The 13,193-nt window shown below is 43.4% G+C and carries 10 protein-coding genes; 2 read left to right on the top strand and 8 right to left on the bottom strand.

Translation table 11 applies throughout. From position 1 onward, the window contains the following. Positions 1-44: 44 nt before the first annotated feature. A complete protein-coding gene (locus AC6IZ0_RS04245) occupies positions 45-215 on the top strand; it encodes a hypothetical protein (protein WP_497725206.1) in 171 nt (56 codons plus the stop codon). A gap of 2 nt (positions 216-217) precedes the next feature. Here AC6IZ0_RS04245 and AC6IZ0_RS04240 read toward each other — a convergent pair whose 3' ends face one another. The 3 genes from AC6IZ0_RS04240 to AC6IZ0_RS04230 form a co-directional block, all read right to left on the bottom strand. Then, complete coding sequence (locus AC6IZ0_RS04240; protein WP_497725205.1) at positions 218-3,154, bottom strand: two-partner secretion domain-containing protein; 2,937 nt, start codon at positions 3,152-3,154, stop codon at positions 218-220. Positions 3,155-3,229: 75 nt separating this feature from the next. Beyond that, positions 3,230-5,989, bottom strand: a complete 2,760-nt coding sequence (locus tag AC6IZ0_RS04235; protein WP_497725204.1) for a CHAT domain-containing protein — start codon at positions 5,987-5,989, stop codon at positions 3,230-3,232. A gap of 86 nt (positions 5,990-6,075) precedes the next feature. Next, positions 6,076-6,402, bottom strand: a complete 327-nt coding sequence (locus AC6IZ0_RS04230; RefSeq protein ID WP_497725203.1) for a hypothetical protein — start codon at positions 6,400-6,402, stop codon at positions 6,076-6,078. A gap of 66 nt (positions 6,403-6,468) precedes the next feature. On the opposite strand from AC6IZ0_RS04230, the gene AC6IZ0_RS04225 reads away from it, so the two are divergent. Continuing rightward, the gene (locus tag AC6IZ0_RS04225) at positions 6,469-6,834 is read left to right on the top strand and encodes a hypothetical protein (protein ID WP_497725202.1); all 366 of its coding nucleotides are present in this window, start codon (positions 6,469-6,471) and stop codon (positions 6,832-6,834) included. Between the two features lie 2 nt (positions 6,835-6,836). Here the strand turns inward: AC6IZ0_RS04225 and AC6IZ0_RS04220 are convergent, their stop codons facing one another. The 5 genes from AC6IZ0_RS04220 to AC6IZ0_RS04200 form a co-directional block, all read right to left on the bottom strand. Then, entirely contained in the window at positions 6,837-9,743 is a 2,907-nt protein-coding gene (locus AC6IZ0_RS04220) for a two-partner secretion domain-containing protein (RefSeq protein ID WP_497725201.1), read from the bottom strand. Beyond that, positions 9,740-10,045 carry a BamA/TamA family outer membrane protein gene (locus AC6IZ0_RS04215; protein WP_497725200.1) on the bottom strand — a complete coding sequence of 102 codons (306 nt, stop codon included), beginning with the start codon at positions 10,043-10,045 and terminating at the stop codon, positions 9,740-9,742. Before AC6IZ0_RS04215 ends, AC6IZ0_RS04220 begins: the two co-directional genes overlap by 4 nt. Continuing rightward, complete coding sequence (locus AC6IZ0_RS04210) at positions 10,026-11,234, bottom strand: ShlB/FhaC/HecB family hemolysin secretion/activation protein (RefSeq protein ID WP_497725996.1); 1,209 nt, start codon at positions 11,232-11,234, stop codon at positions 10,026-10,028. The genes AC6IZ0_RS04215 and AC6IZ0_RS04210 overlap by 20 nt, the downstream gene beginning before the upstream one ends. A 368-nt stretch (positions 11,235-11,602) precedes the next feature. Beyond that, a complete protein-coding gene (locus tag AC6IZ0_RS04205) occupies positions 11,603-11,959 on the bottom strand; it encodes a zinc ribbon domain-containing protein (RefSeq protein ID WP_497725199.1) in 357 nt (118 codons plus the stop codon). Positions 11,960-11,996: 37 nt separating this feature from the next. Beyond that, positions 11,997-13,037, bottom strand: coding sequence for a protein kinase domain-containing protein (locus tag AC6IZ0_RS04200; protein WP_497725995.1), 1,041 nt, complete (start codon positions 13,035-13,037; stop codon positions 11,997-11,999). Between the last annotated feature and the right edge of the window lie 156 nt (positions 13,038-13,193).

The raw sequence follows: 13,193 nt of genomic DNA, 5'->3' as shown, positions 1-13,193 counted from the left end.
TTGCCAGTACCGCCGGCGCTGGCGGAAATATTGCTCTTGTCCCGTTGACGGATGTTGTCTGTGATGTTGAGGGTAATATTACCACCCTCTCCACTAGCAGTGTTGGCGGTAATTGTCGAGCCTTGACGGAGATTGAGGTTTTGCCCGGTGAGGGAAATATTACCACCGTCCCCGGCTCCCGCACTATTAACAGCAATGGTGGAACCGCCATTTAATTCTATGAGTATGGGGTTAATGACAATGTTTCCCCCTTTGCCTGTGGAGCCTGGGGTGGTGCCGAAGAAATACTGCTATGATTTAACCGCAGGTTGTCTGTGATGTTGAGTTGAATATTGCCACCGTTGCCTTGTTGGCTGGTGGAGGCGGTGATTTCTACGCCACGGGCGAGGTTTAAGTTACGGGTCTTGATGTCTATCTGACCAGCATTACCACTACCTGATGTTTCCACAGAGATTTTACCATTGCCCTGAATATCCATCTGTTGGGGGGCGGTGAGGGTGATATTTCCCCCGGCTCCGCTGGCGGTGGTGGAGGCAGAAATAAAACCGTTGTCGGTAAAGTTGATATTCAGGTTGGGCTGATTGTTATAGGGTTGTAAGGTAAGGTTACCGGCGGGGGCTTGTCCTTGGGTTTCGGCAAATATACCGAGTTTGCCGGAGATGTTTAAGTTAGAACTGTTAAGGGTGATACTACCGCCGCCTTGGCTATTAGTGGCGGTGGCGGTGGCGGTGGCACTCAGTTGAGCATCTTTACTTATGTTCAGGGTGTCTGTATTAATGTTGATGTTACCCGGTCGCCCGTCGCTGGAGGTTTCCACGATGATTTTACTGTTGTCCCCAATATCTACTATTTGAGGTGCGGTGATGGTAACATTACCGGCGTTACCTGCGCCTTGGGTAAAGGCTTCTACTCCGGCTCCGTCGGCAATTTGGAATCTGGGGGTGTTGATGGTGATGTTACCGGCATTGTTATCTGTGAGGGTGACGGCTAAAATGCCGCCAAAATCTCTGTTTAATATTCTGTCAAAATAAGTACCTGAAATCCCTACTTGCTCTGTAGCTCGAATGTTAATCGCACCGGCATTACCCTGACCACTGGTACTAGTATTAATATTACTACCATTTTCCACAGTCAAAGTAGAAGTATCAATGGTAATATCCCCGCTATTTCCTTTTGCTGTTGGTGCTACTGTACTAGATACAGAACTAGTAAAGCCTGCACTAGATTTCCCCCGGATAGTCACCCCATCGGCGGCTCTAATCACAATCGCCCCGGCATTACCCTGACCAAAGGTAGTAGCATTAATACTAGTACCATTTTCTACAGTCAAAGTAGAAGTATCAATGGTAATATCCCCGCTATTTCCTTTTGCGGTTTCTTGTCCTACTGCACTAACTACTAAACTAAGAAATCCTCGACTAGATTCCCCCCGGATAGTCACCCCATCAGCGGCTCTAATCACAATCGCCCCGCCATTACCCTTACTAAAGGTACTAGCGTTAATATTACCACCATTTGCCACGGTTAAAGTAGAAGTATCAATGGTAATACCCGCGCTATTGCCTTGTGCTGTTGGTGCTACTGCACTAGATACAGAACTAATAATGCCTTGACTAGATTCCCCCCGGATAGTTACCCCGTCAGCGGCTGTAATCACAATCGCCCCGGCATTGCCTTGACCAATGGTGCTAGCGTTAATAGTACCACCATTTTCCACAGTTAAAGTAGAAGTATCAATGGTAATATTCCCGCTATTTCCTTGTGCTGTTTGTCCTACTGCACTAATTACTGAACTAATAACGCCTTGACTAGATTCTGCGCGTATAATTACCCCATCAGCGGCTGTAATGGTTATTGCTCCCGCATTACCTTTACCAATGGTACTAGCATTAATACCACCACCATTTTCCAGAGTTAAAGTAGAAGTATCAATAGTAATACCCCCACTATTCCCTTCTCCTGTTGATCCTACTAGACTAACTACTAAACTGATAATGCCCAGACTAGATTCCCCGCCGATAGTCACCCCATCAGCGGCTGTAATCGTTATCGCTCCTGTATTACCTTTACCAGAGATACTTGCATTAATACGACCACCATCTTGTAAAGTTAAACTAGAAGTATTGATGTGGATATTCCCAGCATTTCCTTGGCCGAATACTTCATTAAATATGAATGAGTTATCCAGGGTGATGTGCTCAGTATTATTAATCTGAATATCTCCCCCTTGAGCATCTGGTGAACCCATCCCCGGTGCTATCCCAACACGCAGCTGACTATTCCCAGTTATCTCTAAATTTTGGGAATTTATTGTTATGCTCCCACCACCACCAGCAGCAACATCTACCACCGCACCATTACTGATGCTGATATTTCCTCTGGTGATATTTGTGGCTGCGCCACCCAAACTCTCAGGAAAACTCAAACCCAAGTTTTCATCTATATCAACCCTTCCGGTTTGGGTTAACCCACCCAACTCTACTGTACTTCCCGGTGATATGATTTGAGTGTTATTCAGGCTGACATCACCACCAATCAAAGCTAAAGTTTTACCCTCTGGAACACTCAGACGAGAATTAGTCAGGGTAATATTTCCTGGATGATCCCGGAATCTTAACCCCCTGGGAATATTTACTGTTAATAACGGGTCTATTGTGGTATCTGTGCTACTAAACTCATAATTATCAAAGATGATACTATCGGCACTAGAAGCCACAAAGGAACCTTTGACATCTAACCGAGCATTGGCACCAAAACTAATACCATGGGGATTAATTAAAAACAGGTTAGCATTCCCCAATACTCCCAAGGTTCCCAAAATACTAGAAGGATTACTTCCCGTCACCCTGGTTAAAATATTGCCAATACTATCGGGGTTACTAAAATAAACCCCTCTGTCAGCGCCGACATTAAAATCAGTGAAACTATGAAATAAGTTACCCCCACGGATGGCTCCCCCTTCAATGATGTCACGGTTATTTACTGTATCATTCCTGACTCTAGAATTTAAGCTATTGTCTGGTGTGAGTTGGGCGTTTACCATCTGCATATTTGCAGTAGTAATTAAGCCGATGAGCATCTGAAGGACTAACTTACAAGTGGGATGTTTGATGAATCCATCAATCATAACCTGGAATCTCCGCTTTTTTGCCATGTTCTACCCTATACTGTCAGCTTGTGGATTTATCCCAACCCAGAGGTTAGGTGCTGGTATTTCATCTGGGGAGTCTCAAAACCATTTACCTAAGAGAACGTAAATCGCCCAATAATAGGGACTCTTGTATTCTGGGTTGTTTAAAAGAGCTAATTGGGCTTGGCGTACAGCAGCGGCTTTGCTCATATTGTTACCCATCAAAGCCTGATAAAATTGACTCATGAACAGAGCCGTTGATTGATCATTTACTTGCCAAAGGGTAGCTAATGTGCTGCGAGTCCCCGCTCGGACAGCAACGCCAGCCAACCCTAGGGCGGCTCTGCTGTCTCCCTTTACGGTTTCGCAAGCACTCAATACTAGTAATTCAATAGGCTGCTGATCTCTGGAACGCAGTAAACTATTTAACTGGTTGAGATTCAGGCGATCGTCCCAAGTCAGGATAAAAGTATCATCACGTTGGGAGCTAAACTGTCCGTGGGTGGCTAGGTGAACAACAGAAAAAGGGGCTGAATTGAGGGTATTTTTGAAGCCTGCATTGGTAAAAGAGGGATTAAGTAACTCAGTGCTACTAGGAACTTGTGATTTAATTTCTTGTACTTCTTTGAGGACAAAGGGTAATGGGGAGAATTGTTGCTCCCGCGCTTCGGGGGATTCACTCAATCCGCCGATGAGAGTCCGAGGTTTTTTGTCCCGATAAGTTTGAAAGTCGGTAAGTTGTAAGCCAGGAGCACGGGCAATGTTGTACTGTTGGATCAAATAGTTTTCACCGTTGTGCAGTACAGACATAGGAATATTCTGCAAAGCACTATCCAAGACAAAAACCAAAGTTTTAGTCTGACTTTGGGCTAAATCTTTTTCAGCAGGGGCTAACAGCCATTTGTATAGTATCTGTGCATTGCTCAGGATTACTCGTTCATAGACTCGGGGATCAATTCTAATATTGTTTGGGTTAGCTAAACTCAACTCCTGAGTCAGTTCCCCCAGGATTTCCTCAACTATATTTTTATCAATCTTTGTGGTGTAATGAAGTAGGTCTTTATTTTGTGGTAACTTAACAATAATCTCAAGACGGTCTTGTAAAACAATGGGATAAATCAAGGCCGCTGTAGGGTCTTGTTTATCCGTTATGTCGTCAATTACCACCGGCTTCGCATCCAGACAAACCAAGCGCAGGAAGTTTTCTAACTCAGCTAATTGCAGAGAATCTATGGTTTCACGGGCTAGCTCTAAGTTTTTTTGGGGTATGTCTGCGTTATCTTGACGCTGCAACAGTAAACTGACATATTCACGATAAACAGGTTCAGTACTTTCTCTAAAATTAAACTGATTTTCTGTATTTATAGCCACTAAATCTCTGCGGAAGGAGCGGAGATTTGCCAATGATTGGGCGTAAGCAGTCAGGGCTGCTTCAGTTTTTCCTTGAGCTTTTAGCAGTCGCCCCTGTTGCCATTGCCATTGATAAGTTAACTCTGGTGCCTGAGCCTGCCAAGAGTACTGTAATGCCTTTTGAGTGTACTTACTAGCTGTATTCCAGTCTTGGCGACTCTCATATAATCTTCCTATAAGCCCCAGGATATAGGATTTCGTCCGTTGATCCTCAAGTTGGGCAGCATCTTGTGCAACACTGTTTAAGGTTTGAATTGCCTCCTGGAAAGATACCTCACCAACCGATGATAAATTCGGAGTGATGGGGCTGAGGCAACTCGACTGTTTTTGCTGTAAACAAAGAGAGTTTTGAGTGTAACTAACCCGAGTATAAATGGTTTCTCTACTCAGGGGGAGGTGAGTTAATGAAAATTTGAGTGGAGATATCAAAGTTTCTGCATCTGTCCATTTTTGCTCTGCTATTAATAGTTCTAGCTGATTTAGTTGAGATTTCACTTGTAAAATAGCTGAACCCGGAGATGAAAGAGAAACTGCTTTTTCATAAGCTGCTTGATATTTCTCCAAGGCTTTGGCTCGATAAATTGCCGCTTGTCGCCTATTTGCTACTTCTGTAGCTCTGTTAGCTAAGGCCAGTTCTATATTACCTAAGTTCAGCAAAACTTTACTTTCATCTTCCGGTAAATTATTGGTTTGAGCAATTGCTAAACTAGCTTGGAGGATTGTTTCCGCTGCGGGAAAATCGCCTATAATCCGCATGACATTACCGAGACTTCTTAAAGCTTGTGCTGGGTAAATATTTTGGGGATTCCCTAGTATTTGCTGTTGCAGTTTTGCTATTTCTGCCTCGGAAATATGACATTCTGCATTGCTTAAACCTAATATTTCTAATAAAGTTTGACAAGCTCGCGAATACATTCCTAAATCTTGCATAGCTTGAGCTTGATTAATCAAATTAAGATGAAGTTGACCATTGGGTGACTGGGGATAAAGTGTAGCTGCTTGTCGCCATGTATTTAAAGCCTCCTGAGATTGCCCAGTTTTTTGTAAGAGTTGCCCTTGAATATCCAGGGTTTGAGCTAAAATGCGCTGTTGTTCTGTGGTGGTTTTGGCAGATTGTAAAATCTCTAAACTTTTGTGAATGGCTGTATTAGCTGCTTCCCATTCTCCTAATTGCTGATGGGTGAGAGAAAGGTTGCTCCATACAGTGGCTGTATTGAGGGAATTACTGGGTAATGTTGTGATGGCTTGTTGCCAAACTGGTATAGCTTTGGTAAATTCCCCTGAGTTGTAAAGTTGCCTGCCTTGTTGCATCAGTTGTACTGTATCTGTATGAATCTGAGCAAATACAGGGGGGATGGCTAAAGAAAGGCAGAACAGTAGAATCAGCAGAAAAACAGAGGGCTTGAATCTGGGTTCTAATCTGAGCTTTTTTTTGTGAGTTGTTTTCATTGTCACCCTGACTTTAATTTGATCAACAATTAAGTTACATCAATACCCGGCAAGATGCCCGTACTACAAGAGCTTGAGTGCGACATTTACCGACAATATGCCGTAGCAGCATCAACTCGGTGAGGGTTATTTCCCCTAGAATCAGCCACCAAAACCACATCTCCTTGAGCATTAACTACCCATCCCTGGGCGGGGATAACTCTTCGAGTCATCATAGATACAGGACTGACCACAGCCGATGATTCCTCCAGGGTGGGAGCAATTAAACTCACTGCTACCTCATGACTGCTGTGGAGTTGTTCCGGGGAACCAGGTAAACCCCCCTTACCTCGGACTGTAAATTCACTTTGTCCCCATTGTCGGCAAGCATTTTGAGCAATTAAAGCATTGGGGTCAACGACGTTTTGAGACAATTCAATTAATCCCTGACTGGGGTCAACCTCCGGGGTATTAGTTTCTGTAACACCATCAATACCCAGTTGGGAACTAGCAGTAATTTTACTCTGTGTATCCTGAAAAATTCTCTGGGCAGTGATGTTAATATTTCCTCCTCTTCCCGCAAAAGCATTGGCAGTAATATCACTGTCTCTACTGAGGAGAAAACTGGTATTAACTGTAATCTTACCACCATTGCCAGTACCGCCGGCGCTGGCGGAAATATTGCTCTTGTCCCGTTGACGGATGTTGTCTGTGATCTTGAAGGTAATATTACCACCCTCTCCACTAGCAGTGTTGGCGGTAATTGTCGAGCCTTGACGGAGATTGAGGTTTTGCCCGGTGAGGGAAATATTACCACCGTCCCCGGCTCCCGCACTATTAACAGCAATGGTGGAAGCGCCATTTAATTCTATGAGTATGGGGTCAATGACAATGTTTCCCCCTTTGCCTGTGGAGCCTGGGGTGGTGCCGAAGAAATGCTGCTATGATTTAACCGCAGGTTGTCTGTGATGTAGAGTTGAATATTGCCAGCATTGCCTTGTTGGCTGGTGGAGGCGGTGATTTCTATGCCGTTGGCGAGGTTTAAGTTAGGGGTCTTGATGTCTATCTGACCAGCATTACCACTACCTGATGTTTCCACAGAGATTTTACCATTACCCTGAATGTTCATCTGTTGGGGGGCGGTGAGGGTGATATTTCCCCCGGCTCCGCTGGCGGTGGTGGAGGCAGAAATAAAACCGTTGTCGGTAAAGTTGATATTCAGGTTGGGTTCGTTGTTATAGGGTTGTAAGGTAAGGTTACCGGCGGGGGCTTGTCCTTGGGTTTCGGCAAATATACCGAGTTTGCCGGAGATGTTTAAGTTAGAACTGTTAAGGGTGATACTACCGCCGCCTTGGGTATTAGTGGCGGTGGCGGTGGCGGTGGCACTCAGTTGAGCATTTTTACCTATGTTCAGGGTGTCTGTATTAATGTTAATGTTACCCGGTCGCCCGGCGCTGGAGGTTTCCACGATAATTTTACTGTTGTCTCCAATATCTACGATTTGAGGTGCGGTGATGGTAACATTACCGGCCTTACCTGCGCCTTGGGTAAAGGCTTCTACTCCGGCTCCGTCGGCGATTTGGAATCTGGGGGTGTTGATGGTGATGTTACCGGCATTGTTATCTGTGAGGGTGACGGCTAAAATGCCGCCCACATCTCTGTTTGATCCTCTGTCAAAAGAGATGCCTGAGATCGCTACTTGTTCGGTTGCCGTAATTGTTATCACCCCTGCATCACCTTTACCGCGAGTATCAGCGGTAATCAAAGAACCGTTTTCCAGGCTTAAGGTGGAAGTGTTGATAGTAATACCCCGACTACTTCCTTCTGCTGTAGGTCTTACTCTACTAGATATATAACTACTAAATCCTTGACTATTTTTCCCCCTGAGACTCACTCCATCAGGAGCTGTAATGGTGATCGCTCCTGCATTCCCTTTACCAAGGGTACTGGCATTAATATTAGCTCCGTTTTCCAGGGTTAAGGTAGAAGTATCAATAGTGATACCGCCACTATTTCCTTCTCCTGTACGTAGTACTCCATTAGCTATATAACTACTAAATCCTTGACGATTTTCCCCCCTGAGACTCACTCCATCAGTAGCTGTAATTTTTATGTCTCCGGCATTACCTTTACCAGATGTACTGGCATTAATATTAGCTGCGTTTTCCAGGGTTAAGGTAGAAGTATCAATAGTGATAGCCCCACTATTGCCTACTCCAGTCCCTAATACTGTACTAGCTATATAACCACTAAATCCCAGACGATTTTCCCCCCTGAGACTCACTCCATCAGTAGCTGTAATTTTTATGTCTCCGGCATTACCTTTACCAAACGTACTGGTATTAATAAAACTATTCTTTTCTAAGGTTAAGGTAGAAGTATCAATAGTGATACCGCCACTATTTCCTTCTCCTGTAGTTAGTACAGTACTAGCTATATAACTACTAAATCCTTGACTATTTTCCCCCCTGAGAGTCACTCCATCGGTGGCTGTAATTTTAATAGCGCCGGCATTACCTTTACCCGAAGTATAGGCATTAAGATTAGCTGCGTTTTCCAGGGTTAAGGTAGAAGTATCAATAGTGATAGCCCCACTATTTCCTTCTCCTACCTGTTGTACAGTACTAGCTATATAACTGCTAAATCCTTGACTATTTTCCCCTGTCAGAGTCACTCCATCGGTGGCTGTAATTGCGATCGCTCCTGTATTACCTTTACCAAATATACCGGCATCAATAAAACCACCGTCTTTCACAGTTAAGGTAGAAGTATTGATGTGGATATTCCCAGCATTTCCTTGGCCGAATACGCCATTAAATATGAAGGAGTTATCCAGAGTGATTTTATCAGTATTATTAATCTGAATATCTCCCCCTTGGGCATCTGGTGAACCCAACCCTGATGCTATCCCTGCAAGCATTAGACTATTTCCAGTTATTTCTAAATTTTGGGAATTTATTGTTATGCCCCCACCACCCCCAGCAGCAACATCTATCACCGCACCATTACTAAGGCTGACATTTCCCATGGTGATATTTGTGGCTGCGCTATCTAAGGGCTGGGGAAAGGTCAAACGCTTTTCATCTATATCAACCCTTCCGGCTTGAGTTAAACCACCCAACTGTACTGTACTCCCCCGTGACCTGATTTGAGTGTTATTCAGGCTGACATCACCCCCAATCAAAGCTAAAGTTTTACCCTCTGGAATACTCAGACGAGAATTAGTCAGGGTAATATTTCCTGGATGATCCCGAAATCTTAACCCATTGGGAACATTCACAGTTAATAACGGCGCTACTGTGGTATCTGTGCTACTAAACTCATAATTATCAAAGATAATACTATCCGCAGTGGCAGCCACAAAGGAACCTTTGACATCTAACCGAGCATTAGCACCGAAATTAATACCATGGGGATTAATTAAAAACAGGTTAGCATTACCCAACACTCCCAAGGTTCCCAAAATGCTAGAAGGATTACTTCCCGTCACCCTGGTTAAAATATTACCAACATTATCGGGGTGACTAAAATAAACCCCTCTGTCAGCGCCGACATTAAAATCAGTGAAACTATGAAATAAGTTACTCCCACGGATGGCTCCCCCTTCGATCAGGTCACGGTTATTTACTGTATCATTCCTGACTGTGGAGTTTAAGCTATTGTCTGGTGTGAGTTGGGCGTTTACCATCTGCATATTTGCAGTAGTAATTAAGCCGATGAATATCTGAAGGAATAACTGATAACTGGGATGTTTGATTAACCCTGGAATTTTCATAACCTGGACTCCACAGAGAAATATAAACCGCTTTCTTGCCATGTTCTATCCTGAGATTTGACATGAATCAGGGGAATTCCCCAGTCAATACGAGCTTTTAACTGACCAGTCTGCCACTGCAGACCTAAGCCAGAACCCATCAAAGTATTAGTATTTAATTTAACTGTATGATCACTATTCCACCCGACCCCAAAATCTGCAAAGGGAATCACCGATAACACGCTTTCATTTTTGGATAGTCGCCACACAGGTAACTGAACCTCTGCTGTGACGACAACGCCATTATCTGTTAATAGGGACATCCTGACGATAACCCCGCACACTAGAAATTCCCCCGACACTAAACTGTTCCAATGGCACAAGAGTTTCTGTAGCTAACTGCCAATCAGAACGCAGCACCAGTAACATATCACGTTTTTGATTTAAGGCACGCACATATTGCCCTTGTCCACGCCATGAAAAAAACCGACTATCGGGCAGCTGATTGTTAATAGTAGCATCAAATAATCCCACCCCTAAATTAAATTGAGAGTAAAAAGCTAATACTGAGGTTGGGTTGCGTGTTAGCCAATTCTGAGAGAAAGCAATTTTAGAAATCCGAGTTTTCCCATCATTATTAGCACCACGAGATATAGGAAAACCTTCCGCTTCCAGTTTAGTTTGGCTGTGTTGATGGGAAAAAATCACACTTAAACCGAATTCTTGATTAGGAGTTTGAAATAATGGTTGACTCAAACCAGCTTCGTAATAGCTAGAGTCGCCAGTAATATCGAGTCTGTCAAAGGGCGGCTCGGTGACGTTAGTTCTGGTCAACCCACTGGCTAATCGCAGTTTACCATTGCTGGGATTCAAGGGGACAGTGTAGCTCAAATCTATGACATTACTACCATCAGTGTTGGCATAACCCACAGTTAAACTATCACCATCACCGGAGACATTAGCTTGATTAATTTTAATTCCCCGTCGCCATGTACCTACACTCGGAGATCGACCGTTATTAGTAAAGATATCGATATGAAAAGTATCGGCTTCTGTCACGGTAACTTCTAATAAACTTAAATCTGGTCGCACTCCTGGTGTTAATTGTGCCGATATATTTTGAATTTGAGGATCGAGTTTCAAAAGTTGTAGGGCTTCTAGGATGCGATTTTGATTCAGGGGAGTTTGTGCAGCTAAAGCCAACCGGGAACGGATGTACTCCGGTCTTAAGCGTTGGGTTCCCCTAACCTTAATATCCTCAATACCTCCCTCTATGATTGTAACTTTGACTACTGCACCTTGAGCAGAAAGGTTTTGAGTTTCAATTACCACCCCAGAATTAACAAAACCATTATCAACATAAAACTTATTTAACCGCGATTCTACTGTTAGTAAATCAGCAAAGGTAATTTTTTGATCAAGAAAATCTTGAATTTCTGCCCTTAATTTCTCGTCACTAAAGGCCGTATTACCTAAAAATTCAAATCCTTGAACTTTAAATTGACTAGGAATAGCTTCTAGGGGTGCAGTATTAGTCGGGGGGGATGGGTTTCGAGTGTAGGTTCCTGTGTTATTATATCAGGCCTACCGGCGATTGGTGTCATCATCTGCTCATAGCTCTTGGCATATGCTGGATTTGTTATGACGACGAAAAATATACTACAACAGATCCTACCCAGCCAACCTCTCTTGATTTGGCAAAATACACCTTTACAGTTTTCAACATCTTTCAATGTCTGCTTTAAGACTGGAGCCATGTATTTACCCTGATCGTACGATTGTGCATGGTTTTTCCTTAATAAAGAATATTGTGTGTTTATAAGTATTTTTAGTATATAGCGCAACGTGGTTAAGTAAACAATATGAAAAATCCTCAAAATTCAATGTTTACGATATGATTTACTTAATCCTTTAAATAAATCAACTCGTCTTGGGAGTGTCAAAGCTCCCCTACCCACCTTGGCTAGGCTAACACCTAGCTGTGTGGCTACTTTTGTTAAGATATTTGCAGCACCGTTACAGTCAGCGTTTACCAGTATCCCAGCAGAAGTTTTGTACAATCCGGGTTTTACCCTTTGACCTGACGGTTTCCATCCATTGGGTTTTTCACCATGTTTGTAGAGGCGATCGCCATCCAGGTAAGAGGCTTTTGATGTATACGCTTCTTCAGTCAGCGTTATTTTTATACCATATTCTGGACAAAGTTGTTTAAGACGTTGCGGGAAATGAGGAAACATGGGGATAAATCCCCTTGAGTCGGGTTTCATCCCCTCGCTAAAGCGTAGGGGTTCTCACGCTCCCACTATGTTTTGAGAGCAAGTTATTAATATCCTCTAACACCTGCATTGCTGAATCATATCTTTGATGGTGGTGGAGATGTACCATTTTATTTAATATTCTGGTCAATTCCTCAGTAGTATCCGCTAGTTCCGACCAATCTTGCCAAGTCTGCTCACCACTAGGAGATACTGCAGGAATAATGATGAAACCAGTTTTCAGATCCCTACCAAACTCTTTTTCTTGAGGATTTAGCCCTGTTAAGGCTTGTATGGCAATTATTCCCAAAGCATAAATGTCACTATTGAGTTTTGGTATACCACTCATTTGTTCAGGAGGTGCATAACCACGAGAAGCAAAGATAATTGAATCTAAGACATGGTTTTGGGCTTGCAGTTGTTTCACACCCCCAAAGTCAATTAAGACAATGTGTCCATCTGTTGTTCGCCTCATTAAGTTGCTGGGTTTGATGTCTTGATGAATGACATCATAGCTGTGGACAAAAACCAGTATCTGTAAAACTTCTGTGAGGATGTTGATGACTTCAGACCGTAAGTAACATATCCCGGAAGTTAACTCATGTTTCAAGGTATGACCTGGAATAAACTCCTGGACTAAATAAAAATTATTATTTTCTGAGAAAAAAGCTAGTAATTGGGGTATTTGTGGGTGTTTACCCAGGATTTCCAGAATATCTGCTTCGGTATGAAATAGCCGTTTGACTAGATTCAGATATTCTTGATCTTGACGGACAGGGCGCATCTGCTTCACAACACACAGGGGATTTCCTGGGCGTTGAATATCTTGGGCTAAGTAAGTTTCGCTAAATCCTCCCCGCCCTAAATTATTGATAATTTGATAGCGCTTTCCCAGTAATGTCTGGGTTGTGAGTAATTTTCCTAAATAATCAGGCTCTGGTGTGGGTGTGACAGTTGTTTGTTGTTTTTGCAACTCAGCAATTAATTCTTTTTGTGCTTGCAACAGTTGTATAATTTGTTTTTTCTCCCGTTGACTATCATGAGCGCTATAGGCCAGCACACTTACACTTGCAACTACCAGACCCAGTGCAGGCGCAACCACGGGAAACCATCCGCCGTGGGTAAAAATTACAAAGTTACCCACAAATAAAACCAGCAAAGATGCGACTGACCGCAGTCCTAAGCTGAATGGATATCGCAGACGCCGGGCTAAATA

This window comes from Anabaenopsis sp. NIES-4685, assembly GCF_059725405.1.
The sequence above is the reverse complement of the archived record's forward strand: the minus strand, read 5'-3'. Positions and strand labels throughout refer to the sequence as shown.